At 73.7% G+C, this 15,379-nt stretch carries 14 protein-coding genes; 11 read left to right on the plus strand and 3 right to left on the minus strand.

Translation table 11 applies throughout. The features are described 5' to 3' along the window. The first annotated feature begins 13 nt into the window (after positions 1-13). From GPJ59_RS38465 to GPJ59_RS11990, 6 genes are all read left to right on the plus strand, one after another. Positions 14-799 carry a Uma2 family endonuclease gene (locus tag GPJ59_RS38465; RefSeq protein WP_308120257.1) on the plus strand — a complete coding sequence of 262 codons (786 nt, stop codon included), beginning with the start codon at positions 14-16 and terminating at the stop codon, positions 797-799. A gap of 50 nt (positions 800-849) precedes the next feature. Continuing rightward, complete coding sequence (locus GPJ59_RS11970) at positions 850-1,509, plus strand: DUF433 domain-containing protein (RefSeq protein ID WP_219667000.1); 660 nt, start codon at positions 850-852, stop codon at positions 1,507-1,509. A 140-nt stretch (positions 1,510-1,649) separates the two neighbouring features. Beyond that, positions 1,650-2,924 (plus strand): aspartate kinase, encoded by a 1,275-nt coding sequence (locus GPJ59_RS11975; protein WP_219667001.1) that lies wholly within the window; start codon positions 1,650-1,652, stop codon positions 2,922-2,924. Beyond that, positions 2,921-3,994: an aspartate-semialdehyde dehydrogenase gene (locus tag GPJ59_RS11980; RefSeq protein WP_219667003.1), complete on the plus strand. Its 1,074-nt coding sequence runs from the start codon at positions 2,921-2,923 to the stop codon at positions 3,992-3,994. The genes GPJ59_RS11975 and GPJ59_RS11980 overlap by 4 nt, the downstream gene beginning before the upstream one ends. A gap of 168 nt (positions 3,995-4,162) precedes the next feature. Beyond that, positions 4,163-4,897 carry a SigE family RNA polymerase sigma factor gene (locus GPJ59_RS11985; RefSeq protein ID WP_374200840.1) on the plus strand — a complete coding sequence of 245 codons (735 nt, stop codon included), beginning with the start codon at positions 4,163-4,165 and terminating at the stop codon, positions 4,895-4,897. Then, on the plus strand, positions 4,894-5,973 hold the full coding sequence (locus GPJ59_RS11990; protein WP_219667006.1) for a hypothetical protein: 1,080 nt from the start codon (positions 4,894-4,896) through the stop codon (positions 5,971-5,973). The genes GPJ59_RS11985 and GPJ59_RS11990 overlap by 4 nt, the downstream gene beginning before the upstream one ends. Before the next feature lie 78 nt (positions 5,974-6,051). Here GPJ59_RS11990 and GPJ59_RS11995 read toward each other — a convergent pair whose 3' ends face one another. After that, the gene (locus GPJ59_RS11995) at positions 6,052-6,834 is read right to left on the minus strand and encodes an SURF1 family protein (RefSeq protein WP_219667007.1); all 783 of its coding nucleotides are present in this window, start codon (positions 6,832-6,834) and stop codon (positions 6,052-6,054) included. Between the two features lie 101 nt (positions 6,835-6,935). Continuing rightward, positions 6,936-8,747, minus strand: a complete 1,812-nt coding sequence (locus GPJ59_RS12000) for a S9 family peptidase (RefSeq protein ID WP_219667017.1) — start codon at positions 8,745-8,747, stop codon at positions 6,936-6,938. A gap of 160 nt (positions 8,748-8,907) precedes the next feature. On the opposite strand from GPJ59_RS12000, the gene codA reads away from it, so the two are divergent. Next, the gene (codA, locus tag GPJ59_RS12005; protein ID WP_258024260.1) at positions 8,908-10,218 is read left to right on the plus strand and encodes a cytosine deaminase; all 1,311 of its coding nucleotides are present in this window, start codon (positions 8,908-8,910) and stop codon (positions 10,216-10,218) included. 40 nt (positions 10,219-10,258) lie between these two features. Then, a complete protein-coding gene (locus GPJ59_RS12010) occupies positions 10,259-10,849 on the plus strand; it encodes an HD domain-containing protein (RefSeq protein ID WP_219667009.1) in 591 nt (196 codons plus the stop codon). Between the two features lie 76 nt (positions 10,850-10,925). On the opposite strand, the gene GPJ59_RS12015 is transcribed toward GPJ59_RS12010, so the two are convergent. Next, on the minus strand, positions 10,926-11,570 hold the full coding sequence (locus tag GPJ59_RS12015; RefSeq protein WP_219667011.1) for a TetR/AcrR family transcriptional regulator: 645 nt from the start codon (positions 11,568-11,570) through the stop codon (positions 10,926-10,928). 117 nt (positions 11,571-11,687) lie between these two features. Between GPJ59_RS12015 and GPJ59_RS12020 the strand changes: the two genes are divergently transcribed. The 3 genes from GPJ59_RS12020 to GPJ59_RS12030 all read left to right on the plus strand — a co-directional run. Further along, positions 11,688-12,491, plus strand: coding sequence for an alpha/beta fold hydrolase (locus GPJ59_RS12020; protein ID WP_219667013.1), 804 nt, complete (start codon positions 11,688-11,690; stop codon positions 12,489-12,491). 634 nt (positions 12,492-13,125) lie between these two features. Beyond that, entirely contained in the window at positions 13,126-14,739 is a 1,614-nt protein-coding gene (locus GPJ59_RS12025; protein ID WP_219667015.1) for a hypothetical protein, read from the plus strand. A 239-nt stretch (positions 14,740-14,978) separates the two neighbouring features. Continuing rightward, the coding region (locus GPJ59_RS12030; RefSeq protein ID WP_308120258.1) for an AfsR/SARP family transcriptional regulator at positions 14,979-15,379 on the plus strand (401 nt) is incomplete at its 3' end.

Consider the following 15,379-nt stretch of genomic DNA (forward strand, 5'->3'; position numbering starts at 1 on the left):
ACAGGAGGGGTGGGTGCCGCGCACATACGACGGCATCGCCAACGCCCTGCAAGGGGCGCAGCGCACGCGCTTCTTCCACGAATTCGGCGAGGCTCCCCTGGAGCAGGCGGAGGCGGTGCTGCGGCGCTGGTGGTGCGAGGCGATGCTCGACACCGCGCCGGACGCCGAGCAGATCCGCGAAGCGGCCCAGTCGGGGACCCTGCCGACGGTCACGGTCGAGGACGTGATCGCCCGGCGGCAGCCGACGCCCGAGCGGGTGGCGAGGTTCGAAGAGGTGGCGCGGTGCGAGTACGAGCTCGTGCGGCTCGAACTGGTTCGCGGGCAGGTGTGTGCCAGCACCGGCGGAGACGGCACCCACGGGACGATCGTGGCCTGGCTGATCAGGCAGTGCCTGCTCCAGCGGCCCGAGCTGGGGCTGTACCCGGGGCGCGGGCTTGAGACCGAGGCGGACGGGCTCGGCAGGGTACGGCCCGATGGGGTGCTGGCCCCGAAAGACCACTTCGCCGGGCACGGTGAATGGTCGAGGCCGCACGGGGTGCTCATGGCCGTCGAGGTCACCTCGCGCGATCACGAGGCCGCCGAGTTGGACCGGGGCGCCAAACGGGACGGATACGCCGAGGCCGGGATCCCCGTCTACCTGCTCATCGACCGGGAGAACCGGTCCGCGGTGGTACACGCCGAACCCGAGGACGGCCGGTACCGGGCCGTGACCGAGCACCTCTTCGGCGCCGAGGTCATGCTCCCCGACCCCATCGGCATCACCCTCGCCACCGAAGCCCTCAAGGACTACACCGAGTGATCACCGCCCGGCCCTTCGGTCGAGCGTGGCGCCGCAGCAGGGAGACGATCGTGATCGACAGGTTCACGGATGGGCTTCTCACGCCGGCGGAGACGTCCTCCTACCTCCAGATCCCGCACTCGACCCTGCACAGCTGGCTGACGGGGAAGGCGGCGGGTGCGCCGCTGGTGCATCGGGTCGTCCCGGCACGGGCAGGGCAACCCACCGTGCCGTTCGTGGCCGTCGCGGAGGCCTACGTCCTGCGGTCCCTGCGCGATCTCGGGCTCAGGATGAGCGAGATCAGGAAGGCCGCCGAGGCCGTGCGCGCCGCTTTCGACACGCCGTACGGCCTGGTCTCGAAGCGGATCGCGACGGACGGCGTGGACATCTTCGTCGAGCGCGGGCTGGGCAGCGATCTGCGCAGGGCGCGGGACGGGCAGGCGCCCGTCCATGAGGTCGTCGCCGGCTGTCTGCGGTACTTGGCGTGGGACGCGGGCGACGACTTCCCCTCCAGCCTTCAGCTGAGGCAGTACCCCGATGCCGTACCTGTCGTGATCGACCCGCGGTTCGGGCACGGGCTTCCCGTCATCGAGGCGAACCGGGTTCCGGTGAAGGCGCTGACGGACCTGTGGGAGGCCGGGGAGTCGGTCGAGGGCATCGCGTACGAGTACGAGATGGAGCCGGAGCAGGTGGACGCGCTGTGCCGGACCGTGGTGCGTCCTGCCGCCTGAGTTCCTCGACTTCGAGTGATCATGAGGTGAACAACACATCTCACGATTCGGTACGCCCCGATCGGATGGCGGTCCATCGTTAGACTGGTCCGGACCGCCAGGGCGGTCGTACCGCGTAATGGACTGAGCGAGGAGCGCACGTGGGCCTTGTCGTGCAGAAGTACGGAGGCTCCTCCGTAGCCGATGCCGAGGGCATCAAGCGCGTCGCCAAGCGGATCGTCGATGCCAAGAAGAACGGCCACCAGGTGGTCGTCGTGGTGTCTGCGATGGGCGACACGACGGACGAGCTGATCGATCTCGCCGAGCAGGTATCCCCGATGCCTGCCGGGCGTGAGTTCGACATGCTGCTGACCGCCGGAGAGCGGATCTCCATGGCCCTGCTGGCCATGGCGATCAAAAACCTGGGCCACGAGGCCCAGTCGTTCACCGGTAGCCAGGCAGGCGTCATCACCGACTCGGTCCACAACAAAGCGCGCATCATCGATGTCACGCCGGGCCGCATCCGTACCGCGCTGGACGGCGGCAACATCGCCATCGTCGCCGGTTTCCAGGGTGTGTCGGCCGACTCCAAGGACATCACCACCCTCGGCCGCGGCGGCTCGGACACGACCGCCGTCGCGCTCGCCGCGGCGCTGGACGCCGAGGTCTGCGAGATCTACACCGACGTGGACGGTGTCTTCACCGCCGACCCGCGCGTGGTGAAGAAGGCCCGGAAGATCGACTGGATCTCCTCCGAGGACATGCTGGAGCTGGCCGCGTCCGGCTCCAAGGTGCTGCTGCACCGCTGCGTGGAGTACGCGCGCCGTTACAACATCCCGATCCACGTACGGTCCTCGTTCTCGGGGCTGCCGGGCACCTGGGTCAGCAACGAACAGCCGAATGGGGACGAGCAGGTGGAGCACGCCATCATCTCCGGAGTCGCCCATGACGTCTCCGAAGCCAAGATCACGGTCGTCGGCGTACCGGACAAGCCGGGCGAGGCCGCGGCGATCTTCCGCGCCATCGCGGACGCCGAGATCAACATCGACATGATCGTGCAGAACGTGTCCGCCGCCGCCACCGGCCTGACGGACATCTCCTTCACCCTCCCCAAGACCGAGGGCCACAAGGCCATCGACGCCCTGGAGAAGGCGAAGGCCGCGATCGGCTTCGACTCGCTGCGCTACGACGACCAGATCGGCAAGATCTCCCTGGTCGGCGCGGGCATGAAGACCCACCCGGGCGTCACCGCCAGCTTCTTCCAGGCGCTGTCCGACGCGGGCGTCAACATCGAGCTCATCTCCACCTCGGAGATCCGGATCTCGGTCGTGACCCGCCAGGACGACGTCAACGCCGCTGTCGTCGCCGTGCACACGGCATTCGGTCTGGACTCCGACAGCGACGAGGCCGTCGTCTACGGAGGCACCGGACGATGACCGCGACCCGGTCCCCCGGCCCGGCGCTCGCCGTGGTCGGGGCGACCGGAGCGGCCGGCGCGGCCCTGCTCCGGATCCTGTCCACCCGGGCGGACCTCTGGAGCAGCACGCGCCTGATCGCCTCCTCCCGCTCCGCCGGGCGCCGCATGGCCGTGCGCGGGGCGGAGACCGAGGTGCTCGCCCTCACCGAGGACGCCTTCGACGGCCTCGGCGCGGGCGACGTGGCCCTCTTCCTCACCCCGGCCGCGGTCTCGGCGCGCTGGGCGCCGGTCGCCGTGGCCCGCGGCGTGGCCGTGGTCGACCAGTCCGCGGCCTTCCGCGAGGACCCCGACGTACCGCTGGTGGTGCCCGAGATCAACGGGTACGCGGCACGCGTCAGGCCCCGCGGGATCGTCGCCGGGCCCGACTGCGTGACCGCGGCGATGATGGCCGCCGTGGGCGCACTGCACGCCGAGCTCACCCTCGCCGAGCTCACCGTCTCCTCGTACCAGGCCGCCGGCGCCGCCGGGCGGGCCGGCACCGACGTACTGCGCCGGCAGCTGGCCGCGGTCGCCGGGGCGGAACTGGGCGAGCAGCCTGGCGACGTACGGCGGGCCGTGGGCGAGGACACCGGCCCCTTCGCGGCCCCGCTCGCGCTCAACGTGGTGCCGTGGTCCGGAGAGCTGCGCGAGGGCGGCTGGTCCTCGCACGAGCTGGCGATCCGGGCCGAGTCCCGCCGCATCCTCGGGCTGCCCGCGCTGCCGGTGTCCGTGACGTGCGTGCAGGTGCCGGTGGTGACCGGGCATTCGCTGACCGTCCGGGCGCGGTTCGCCTCCGCCGCGGACCCCGCGCGGGCCCGGGAGGTCCTGGAGGCCGCGCCCGGGGTGGTGCTCGTGGACGACCCGGCGGCGGGCGAGTTCCCGACCCCCGCGGACGCCGCCGGCACCGACCCGGCCTGGGTCGGACGGCTGCGCGGATCGCTGGACGACCCCCGCTCGCTGGAGTTCTTCGTGTGCGCCGACAACCTCCGCAGGGGGGCCGCGCTGAACGGTGCACAGATCGCGGAACTGATCGCGCGTGAATGTGCGTAATTCGCTTTGTAGGATCGGCGCTATCCCTGGATCAAGGTGAAGGCCCCGGTGCCGCCTCGACAGGTAGGGCGATCGGGAAGAGCGGGTACGTATGAGGGCATTCGGCGCACGACGGGAGAGATCGTCGCGCGCGTACAACCCTGGCGGGGGCAGGCGCGTCCAACTGGCGTGCCACAGGCCTTGCTCGCCCCTGCCCTCGTACCGGTGCGCCCGGATCTCCTTCCGGCGCGGCGGCGCGTGCGCGTACCCGGAGGGCGGCCGGTGATCGCGCCCGACGCGGGGGCGGTCCCCGCCCAGGACGGCAGAGTGCCCTCGCAGAGGGAGAGCAGAGAGAGCCGGGAGAGCGCGGAGCAGGCCGAAGCCGTGGCCGCCGAGCCGGCTGTGGCTGCCGAGCCGGTCGTGGTCGCCGGGACCACCGTCGATCACCTCACCGAGACCTATCGCGCGCACTACCGCTCGCTGCTGGGTCTCGCCGCCCTGCTCCTCGACGACACCGCCTCCTGCGAGGACGTGGTGCAGGAGGCCTTCATCCGGGTCCACTCGGCGCGCAGCCGGGTGCGCGACCGGGACAAGACCCTGGCCTACCTGCGGCAGACCGTCGTCAACCTCTCCCGTTCCGCCCTGCGCCGCCGCATCCTCGGCCTCAAGCTGCTGTCGAAGCCGATGCCGGACATGGCGAGCGCGGAGGAGGGCGCGTACGACCTGCTGGAGCGGGACGACCTGATCAAGGCGATGAAGAGCCTGCAGCGCCGCCAGCGCGAGGTGCTGGTGCTGCGCTATTTCGCGGACATGACGGAGACCCAGGTCGCCGAGACGCTCGGCGTCTCCCTGGGTTCGGTGAAGGCGTACGGATCGCGGGGCATTGCTGCGCTGCGGGTGGCGATGGAGGCCGCGCAGTCATGAACGACCTGAACGACCTGAACGAGCCGAGTGAGCCGAAGGGGCCGAAGGGGCCGAAGGGGCCGAGCGACCTGACCAGGTCGAACGGGCCGAACCGCGACGCCGAGAGCGAGCTGCGCGACCTGCTGCACGCGGTGGTCGCGGACCTGGAGCCCTCCGACGGTGCCCTGGACCGCCTGCGCCACGCCGTCCCCGCCCGCCGGGCGCGCCGCCGCAACACGCTGGTCGGCGCCGCCGCCGCGGTCCTGCTGGCCGGCGCCGGGATCCCCACCGTGGTGCACCTGGCGGCGGACCCGGACGGCACGGACGTCAGCGGATCGGCGATCGCCGGACACCAGCAGGACGCCGTCGCGCACGGAGGCAGCGGTTCCGACCCGCACGCCACCGGCTCCGGCGCCGTGCCGAAGTCCTCCGAGCTGCCCGCCAAGAGCGGGCCCGGTACCGCCGGCACCGGTCAGAAGCCCGGCACCACCGCGGACCCGGGCCAGCAGACCCCCGGCGGCCAGATCACCGACCCCACCACCACCTTCGGCCCGCGCCCGCCCGCCCCGGGCACTCCGGGCGCCCCCGCGTGCACCGCCGCGCAGCTCGGCGTCACCGGCGCCGCCCGCACCCCGGACGCGGACGGCAAGGTCTACGGCAGCTTCCGCGTCACCAACGTCTCGACGCGCGGCTGTACGGTCGCCGGGGCCGACACGGTCTCGGCGGACGCGGGCACGACCGTGCTGCGGCACACCGCGAACGACCCGGCGACCGGCCTGCCCGACCCGTCGTCGGACGCGGCCTCGCTGGTCCTCCCGCCGAACACGTCCTACGAGGTCCGCTTCGCCTGGGTGCCCGGCACGCAGTCCTGTTCCTCGCCGAGCCCCACGCCCGCCGCCGCGGGCGGCCAGGACGGGGCCCCCGTCCAGCCGGCCGCCGGCTCCGACCCGTCCGGTGCGCCGGCCGGTTCCTCCGGGCTCCAGGTCACCCTGACCCCGCAGCCCGGTGCCCCCGCGACCGGGGCCACCGTCCCGTCGGCCTGCGGCGGCACGGTCTACCGCACCGGAGCCCTGCCGGTCGCCCCGCCGGCTCCGTAGCGGCTCCGCAGCAGCCGACAGCGGCTCCGTAGCGGCCGACGGCCTGCGTACGCTTCCGGCCCCTGGCGGTGTCCCCGCTCAGGCCGTGGCGTCCGCCTGTGCCGGGACCAGCCCGGCCTCCGCGTCGCGCAGGGTCTCGACCTCGCGCCGGTACAGCCGGAACCACATGAAGAGCACGAACGCGGCGAAGACGAACCACTCGCCGGTGTAGCCGAGGTTCTGGAAGGCCTTCAGGTCCAGGCCCGTGTTGGTCGGCGCCTGCGCCGGGACCGGAGTGAGGCCGTCCGCCCCGGCCGCCCCCGCCGGCAGGGTCAGCCACGCGTCGTACAGCCCGTACGGCACCAGGTTGACCAGCGACGCCGCGCCGATCACCCCCAGCTGGCCCGGCGGCAGTCCGCCCTCCGCGTGGACGCCCTTGCTGCTCCCGCTCTCGGCGGCCTGGAGCGCGCCGGTGACCTCCACCCGGCCGGTCGGCGCGGCCGGGACCCGGGAGGCGTCCGCCGCGCCGGGCAGCCAGCCGCGGACCACCGGGACGGCCTTGCCGCCGTCGGTGCGCAGCATCGTCAGCACGTAGAAGCCGGACTTCCCGTCCAGCAGCCGCTCGGGGACCAGGAACTGCTCGGCGTACTCGCCGGCGGTCGCCGCCGGCCGGCCCGACGTCCTCTTGTCCACCGGGAGCAGCGAGTCCAGCGGCGCCGCGGCCTCCTGCTCCGGGCGCTCGGAGGTGGCCTCGCGGTGGGACTCCACGCGGTCCTCGAACCGGCCGAGCTGCCACGACCCCATGAAGAGACAGAGGGCGACGGCCAACACGACGAAGACGTTGATCCCCCACCAGCGCGGGGTCAGCAGAAACCGGTGCACCCCTCCACGGTACGGGGGGTGCACCGGTCGCCCGGCCGCGGGGCCGGTCAGCGGGCTCTGCCCAGGGCCCGGCTCGGCAGGCCCGGCCCAGCGGGCGAAGCTCAGCGCGGCAGGTGCTTGAGCGCGAAGTCGAGCTCCAGCCGCAGCTGCTTGATCCGCTCCGCCACCACCAGGGAGCCGTGCCCGGCGTCGTAGCGGTACACCTCGTGCACCGCGCCGCGCGCCGCCAGCCGCTCCACGTAGTTCTCGACCTGCCGGATCGGGCAGCGCGGGTCGTTGACCCCCGCCGCGATGTAGAGCGGCGCCCGTACCGCGTCCACGTACGTCAGCGGGGACGAGGCCGCCCAGCGCTCCGGCTGCTCCTCCGGGGTCCCGCCGAAGAGCGTGCGGTCCAGCGCCTTCAGGGTCTCCATCTCGTCGTGGTAGGCCGTGACGTAGTCGGCGACGGGTACGGAGGCCAGGCCGACCGCCCAGGCCTCGGGCTGCGTGCCGAGCCCGAGCAGGGTCAGGTAGCCGCCCCACGAGCCGCCCGAGAGCACCAGCCGCGCCGGGTCGGCCAGGCCGGAGGCCACCGCCCACTCCCGTACGGCCGCGACGTCCTCCAGCTCGATCAGGCCGACCCGGTGCTTGAGCGCGTCCGTCCACTCCCGGCCGTAGCCGGTCGAGCCGCGGTAGTTGACGCGGACCACCGCGAAGCCGTGGTCCAGCCAGGCCGCCGGGCCCGCCGCGAAGGCGTCGCTGTCGTGCCAGGTCGGACCGCCGTGGACCTCGAACACGCACGGGAACGGGCCGTCGCCGTGGCCCTGCGGGCGCTGCGCGAGCGCGTGGATCCGCCCGCCCGGCCCGTCCACCCACACGTCCTCGACCGGTACCGAGCCCGGCGCCTTCTCCCCGGGCAGCTCCAGCACGACGCCGCCGGCCGTGGAGCGCACCGACGACGGCTCCGCCGCCGAGGACCACAGGTACTCGACCGTGCCGTCGGGGCGGGCGGCGGCGTCCGAGACCGTGCCGGGCGGGGTGTCCACGCGGACCAGGGACCGCTCGGCGAGGTCGTAGCGCCACAGCTCGCTGCGCGCCTCGAAGCCGTGCGAGACCAGCAGGGCCGAGCCGTCCGGGTACCACTGGGCGCCCACGTCGCCGGGCAGGTCGATCTCCAGCTGCTGCTGCGTGCCGGCCGCCACGTCCCAGATCATCGGCTCCCAGCGGCCGGAGCGCTGATGGCAGACCAGCAGCCGGGTGTCGCCTGCGACCGGGGCGAAGCCGAGGACGGACAGGCCGAGCTCCTCGGTGCCGTCCTTGGTGTCGTCCAGCTCGGCGACGGTGCGGCCGTCGAGGGTGAGGACGCGCAGTGAGGCGTGCATCGAGTCGCCGTGCTCGGTGTGCTCGATCGCGACCAGGGTGCAGTCGTGGGAGAGGTCCCCGACCACCGCCGTCTCGCGGTGCCGGTAGATCTCCACGGGTGCGGCGCCCGGCCGGCAGACGAAGACGGTGGAGCCCTCCTCGTCGGTGGACCGGCCGACCACCGAGGTGCCGTCCCGGCCGATGGCCAGGCCCTCCGGGTAGGCGGGCGCCAGGCCGGGCGTGGCCGGCTCGTCGTCGCCGCCGGTGAAGGGCTGGCGCACCCAGGTGCCGAACTCGTCGCCGTCGGTGTCGGAGAACCACCAGATCCACTCGCCGTCGGGGGAGAGGGTGCCGTCGGTGGTGCCGTTGGGGCGGTCGGTGACCTGGCGGCGGGCGCCGGTGGCCCGGTCCCAGGCGTAGAACTCGTACGTGCCGGTCACGTTGGAGATGTACAGGGCCCGCTCGGGGGCGTCCTCGGCCCACTCGGGCATCAGGATCCGGGGGGCCAGGAAGCGCTTCTCCCAGTCGGGCCGCGCCCCCGGGTCCGCGGCGCCGTCCGCGCTGCTGGTCATGTCGTCCACATCGCTGGGCGTGTCGTGGGGCATGTCGCCGGTCGTGTCGTGGGGCATGTCGTTCACTTCGCTGGGCATGGGGACATTCTCGTCCGCAGCGCGGACGCGGAGCGGCCGGAATTGCGCAGCCGGCGCCCCGCCGCGGCCTATCGTGGCCGGCATGCGGATGATCGTGCGCGGTGCCCGGCTGCACACGGGGCGCGGTGAGCTCGCGCCCTCCCCGGTGGACGTCGAGGTGGGGGAGGACGGCCGCATCGCGCGGATCGTCCCGTACGACGACCAGAAGGAGCCGCCGGCCACCGGCGAGCTGATCGAGGCGCACGGCCGCCTGCTCACGGCTCCTTTCGTCGAGCCGCACATCCACCTGGACACGGCCCTCACCGCCGGGGAACCGCGCTGGAACGCCTCGGGGACGCTGTGGGAGGGCATCGCCTGCTGGAGCGAGCGCAAGCGCACGCTCACCCGGGAGGACGTCGTCGCCCGGGCCACCGAGGTGCTGCGCTGGCAGGCGGCGCAGGGCGTGCTGTACGTCCGTACGCACTGCGACGTGACCGACCCCGGCCTCACGGCGCTGGACGCCCTGACCGAGGTACGCGACCGGGTCCGGGACGTGATGGCGGTCCAGATCGTGGCGTTCCCGCAGGAGGGCATCGTCTCCTTCCCCGGCGGCGACCAGCTGATGCGCGCCGCCGTCGCCCGCGGCGCGGACGTGGTCGGGGCGATCCCGCACTTCGAGGACACCCGCGAGGACGGGGTGGCCTCCTTGCACCTGGCCTTCTCCCTCGCGGAGGAGCAGGGGCTGCGCGTCGACGCGCACTGCGACGAGATCGACGACGAGCAGTCCCGCTTCGTGGAGGTGCTGGCCGCGCTGGCGTTGCGCACCGGGTTGCGCGGGCGGGTCACCGCCTCGCACACCACGGCCATGGGCTCGTACAACGGCGCTTACAGCTACAAGCTCCAGCGGCTGCTGCGGCGTTCGGGCGTGCACCTGGTCTGCAACCCGTTCGCGAACCTCGCGCTGCAGGGCCGCTTCGACGGCTACCCCAAGCGGCGCGGCCTGACCCAGGTGAAGGAGATGCTGGGGGCCGGCGTCAACGTGGCCTTCGGGCACGACGACGTGATGGACCCGTGGAACCCGCTGGGCACCGCGAACCCCCTCCAGACCGCCCTGACCGGCGTGTACGCCGCCCAGCTGACCGGCGCCGACGAGATCGCCACGGCCTTCTCGATGGTGACGGACCGGGCGGCGGAGGTCCTCGGCCTGGAGGACTACGCGCTCGCCCCGGGCAACTGGGCCAGCTTCGTCCTGCTCCCGGCGCTCTCCCCGTACGACGCCCTGCGCCGCCAGGTCCGCCCCTCCCACGTGGTCTCCCGGGGCACCCTCCTGGCCCGCACCCCGCCGTCCACGACCCACCTGACCTGGCCGGGGGAGCCCGCCGCGGAGGTGGACTTCAGCCGCCCCCTACTGTGACCGGCGTACGCATCCATGCGCGATCGACGGGGGACGAACCATGTGGCAGACACCGGGCCGGGCGGCCGGGGCGGCGCGTGAACTCGCGGCGGAGTACGCGGACGAGGCCCTGCTGAACCACTCGGTCCGTTCCTACGCCTTCGGCGCCGAGTACGCCCGCGCGCACGGCCTCGCCTTCGACGAGGAGCTCCTCTACGTCGCGGCGCTCCTGCACGACCTGGGCCTGACCGCCCCGTTCGACAGCCACACCCTGCCCTTCGAGGAGGCGGGCGGCCACGTGGCCCGGGCCCTGACCACGGGCCTGGGCTGGCCCGCGGCCCGCCGTGCCCGCGCGGCCGAGGTGATCGTGCTGCACATGCGCGAGGACGTCACGGCGGCCGAGGACGTCGAGAGCCACCTCCTCCAGGTCGGCACCAGCGCGGACGTCTCGGGCCTGCGCGTGCCCGAGTTCGACCCGTCCTTCGTCGAGTCCCTCCTGACCGCCCACCCCCGCCTCGGCTTCGGCGCGTCCTTCCTCTCCCTGATGCAGTCCCAGGCCACCCGCAAGCCGGACTGCGCGGCGGCCCACCTGATCGAGGGCGGCGTCGCAACCCGCATCGCGAGGAACCCGCTGGACCGCGCCGCGGGGTGAGCCGGGCAGCCGGCTGGGCCGCGAGCCGGGCGGTGGGCCGGGCAGTGAGCCGGGCCGCCGGGGCGGCGACGGGCGGTCAGATGCCGCGTTCGATCATGTCGATCACGTCCTGGGCCGCGCTGTCCGCCTGGTCCGGGGTGATGCCGCGCAGGGGGCCGTCGATCATCAGGACGCTCAGGCCGTGGACCGCGGACCAGGCGAGGAACTCGGCGCCGGGGCGGCGGTCCTCGGGGAGGATGCCGGTGGTGACCAGGTCGTCGAGGGAGGCGGACAGGATCTCGAACGGGGTCAGGCCGCCGGCGCCGGCCGCGGTGGTGTCGGTGGCGTAGGCCATGTCCGCCGGGACGTGGAACGCGGTGCGGAAGAGGCCCGGTTCGCGGGTGGCGAAGCGGATGTAGCCCGTGCCGACGGCGCGGAAGCGGGCGCGGGCGCGGGCGGCCGGGTCGTCGGTCGCGGGGACGGCGGCGAGTTCGGCCTCCATGGTGCGGGCGACCTGGGCCATGGCCGCCTGGGAGACCTCGTGGACGAGGGCGCCGCGGTCGGCGAAGTGGCGGTAGGCGGCGTTGGGGGCGACGCCGGCGCGGCGGGTGACCTCGCGCAGGGCGACGGCGTCGGGGCCGCCTTCGCGGGCGAGTTCGACGGCGGCGTCGAGGAGCGCGTTGCGCAGGTTGCCGTGCCGGTAGGTGGTGCGCTTCGGGGGCGGGTCGGCGGGTGGTGTCATCAGGTCGGTCCTTCAGTGATCCATTTTTATGTGGACGGTGTTCACATCGGGGCGATCGGGAGTGTAGGCTGCTCGCGCAATGTCCGATGTGGACATCGTACACATGGGGGTTTTCGCATGCTTCGCACCACTTCGATCGATGGCACGGCTCTTGCCTACGAGCGCACCGGCGAGGGTCCGGTCCTCGTCCTGATGGGCGGCGCGTTCCAGACACGCAACGACCCGAAGTGGCTCGCGCTGGCGGGCCTGCTGGGCGACCGGTTCAGCGTGGTGACCTACGACCGGCGCGGCCGCGGCGACAGCGGTGACACCGCGCCGTACGACGTGCGGCGCGAGGTCGAGGACCTTGCGGCGATCGTCGAGGCCGTGGGCGGGGACGGCCCGGCCCGGCTGATGGGGATGTCCTCGGGGTCGGCGCTCGCCCTGGAGGCCGTGCAGCAGGGCGTGCCGGTGGCACGGCTCGCCGTCTACGAGCCGCCGTTCATCGTCGAGGACAGCCGGCCGCCGCTGCCCGCCGACTACGTCGCGCAGCTGGACAAGGCGGTCGCGGAGGGGCGCCGGGGCGACGCGGTCGAGATCTTCATGACCTGCGCCGTGGGGATGCCCGCGGAGTACCTGGCGCCGATGCGCGCGGACGTCGCGACCTGGTCCCACCTGGAGTCGCTCGCGCACACGCTGGCCTACGACGGCCGGGTCATGGGCACCACCATGTCCGGGCAGCCGCTGCCGGCCGACCGCTGGCCGGCCGTCCGGATCCCGGCCCTCGTGGTCGACGGCGGCGCCAGCCAGCCGATGTTCCGGCACGGCGCGGACGCCCTCGCCGCGCTGCTGCCGGCCGCCGAACGCCGCACCCTGGAGGGGCAGGACCACGACGTGGACCCGGCTCTGCTGGCCCCGGTCCTGCGGGAGTTCTTCGCCTGAGCGGCGCGCGTTCCCGAGGGGGGCGCGTTCCTGAGCGGCCGCATGCCTGGGCGGCCGCATGCCTGGGCGGTGCGCGCTCTTGGCCGGCGGGCGTTCTTGATGCCGGGCCCGGCGGCGCCGGCCGGCGTCAAAACGGCGCTAATTCGCCCTGCTTCAGGGGGCTTTCGCGGGTGCGTATCGGTAGGTTCCTGTCTGTTCCCGCTACCGGGGGCCCGGCCTCGCACGACGAGGGCCGAGGGGGCCCGTGCTGCCGGGCCCCCGGAGGCGGGCACGCCCACTGACCCGGGCCGCAGGCCGCAGGTCGCGTACCTCAGTCCTTGTGGCCGAATACCGACGTAACGTCAGTTCTCTTCCCCCTGCCCGGGTTTCGGGGTCGATGCCCGGCTGAGGTACGGTCTCACCCAGAAACCACTGACCATGGTTTTCAGGGGGCCGCGGCCTGCGCGCCGGTGCATCCGGGCGCGCCGCATCCACCCCGCACACCCGTCGAGCAGCGGACGCGGACACGTTCGCGCACGGCTCTGGCATGCCCCTGACATTGCCGGAGTCGTACGCCGCCGCGACCACCTGCTCGGCAGCCCCTGGGCACCCCGTGCTCTGCCTTCTCCCCCTCACGTCGAAGGTGGCCTTCCGCATGTCCCCACGCACCCGCGCCCTGCCCGCACTCCTCATAACGGGCGCGCTCGCCCTCTCCCTCAGCGCCTGCGGCTCCTCGGCCGCGCCGACGAAGCCGGCCGATCCCGCCGCCCTGGCCGCCGAGGCCGCGCCCGGCGCGTCCCTCCCCGCCGGCGCGACCCCCACCGCCCGGACGAAGCAGCCCCGGCACACCCCGGCCGCCGGCAGCCTGCCGGCCAGCCTGGCGCCCAGCGGCAAGTCCAAGCTCGCCGTCGTCACCCCCGCCGGAGCCTCCGGCGGGGCCACCGAGGCCAGCACCCCGGACCTCACCCTGACCTCGTACGACGCCCGCACCGGCGAGGCCGTCCTCGCGCCGGCCCCGAACGCCGACAAGGGCGCTCAGGACAAGACCCCGCAGGACAAGGGCGCTCAGGACAAGGGCGCCCAGGACAAGGCCACGCCCGGCACCCCGCAGAAGCCCGGTAGCGGCCCTGCCGACCCCGGCAAGAACAAGCAGGACACCCCAGCCCCCGCCGCCCCGGCCGCCGCAGCCGTCCGCCCCGGCCAGCTGATCGACAGCCCGCCGACCCCGGCCGCGCCCCGCGGCGCACTCGTCGCGGTGACCGCGGTCCGCCAGGCCGACGGCGGCAAGACCGCCGTCAGCACCCGCCCGGCCACCGTCTCCGAGCTCCTCGGCAACGCCTCCGCCGCCCTGAACACCGCCCTCGACGCCCGCACCATCGACGTGCAGCCGCAGGTCAAGGACCTGAAGGTGTCCTTCACCAAGCGCGCCGACGGCGGCAACGGCTCGGTCACCACCGGGCTGAAGCTCGACGCGAACGCCACGGTCCCGCTGCCCCAGGGCGCGTCCGCCAGCCTCTCCGGGTCGATCGAGATCGACCCGTCGGTGGAGTTCTCCTACCAGGGCAAGGCGCTCAGCCCCCAGCAGGCCAGCGTCGGCTTCGAGCTCGGCGCCCGCGCCAACTGGCGTGTGCACGCCGGCCTCTCCGCCGCCAAGGAGCCGGTCCGCATCCCGCTCGCCAAGCTCGGCGCCAGCCCGGTCGTGATGGTCGGACACCTGCCGGTCGTGATCAACCTCGACCTGACCCTCTACGCGAAGATCGCGGCCGACGGCACCATCTCCCTCGACGCCGAGCAGCAGCTCGCCGCCGACTGGGGCATCCACTCCGACTACACCAAGGGCAAGGGCTGGACCACGGACGTCGACCCCGGCACCACCACGATCTCCCCGGTCCGCGCCACCCTGTCCGGCAAGGCGTCCGTCCGTACCGGCCTGGCCGTCGAAGGCTCGGTCGCCCTCTACGACGCCGTGGGCCTGAAGGCCACCCTGGAGCCGCACCTGCGTGCCGACGCCGACGGCACGGTCACCATCACCTCCGGCGGCGCCGCCCCCACCGTCACCGGCAAGGCCGGCCTGTACGGCGGGCTGGACATCGACGGAGCCCTGATGGCCCGCATCGCCGTCCTCGGCACCCCGCTCTTCGAGAAGGAACTCCCCTTCCAGGTCTTCCACCGCGAGTGGCCGATCGTCGTGCGGGGCACCACGCCCGCCAACCCGGGCCCCACCCCCACGCCGACCCCGACCCCGAGCGCCTCGGCCCGCAAGAGCTGACACCGCGACGCACCAGCCCACCCCCTCCATGACCGGGGCTCGCCCAGGCCGCTCACCGCGGCCCCGGCGGGCCCCGTTCGCCATGGCGCCCCTGGGGCCTGTCCATCCCTGACCCGCCGGACAGGCCCCAGACCACTGCCGGAAAGCTTTACCAAGATCGCCGAGTGGGTGATGCTGACCCGGCGTTGGAGGAACGACCGACACGGCGGGGGCCGGTCGGTGCAGAGGGGGAGGCCGCCGTGGTGCGCGTGGAGCTGCTGGGACCGGTTCAGGTGTACGCCGAGGATGCGACACCGGTCGAGGTGGGCGGCATCCGGCTGCGGATGCTGCTGGCCAGGCTCGCCCTCGAAGAGGGCCGGACGGTGTCCGTCGACTCGCTCGTGGACGGCCTGTGGGGGGAGCAGCCGCCCGCCGACGCGGCCAACGCGCTGCAGGCACTGGTGTCCCGGCTGCGCAGGGCGCTGCGCGGGGCCGGGTCGGTGGAGTCCGCGTCCGGCGGCTACCGGCTCTCGGTGCGGGCCGAGGACGTGGACGTCCACCGCTTCGAGGACCTCGCCGCCCGCGGCCGGCGGGAGCTGGCGGCCGGACGGGCCGGCGAGGCCGCCCCGCTGCTCGCGGCGGCGCTCGGACTGTGGCGGGG

This window comes from Streptomyces bambusae, from assembly GCF_019400985.1.
Taxonomy (GTDB): Bacteria; Actinomycetota; Actinomycetes; order Streptomycetales; family Streptomycetaceae; genus Streptomyces; species Streptomyces bambusae_A.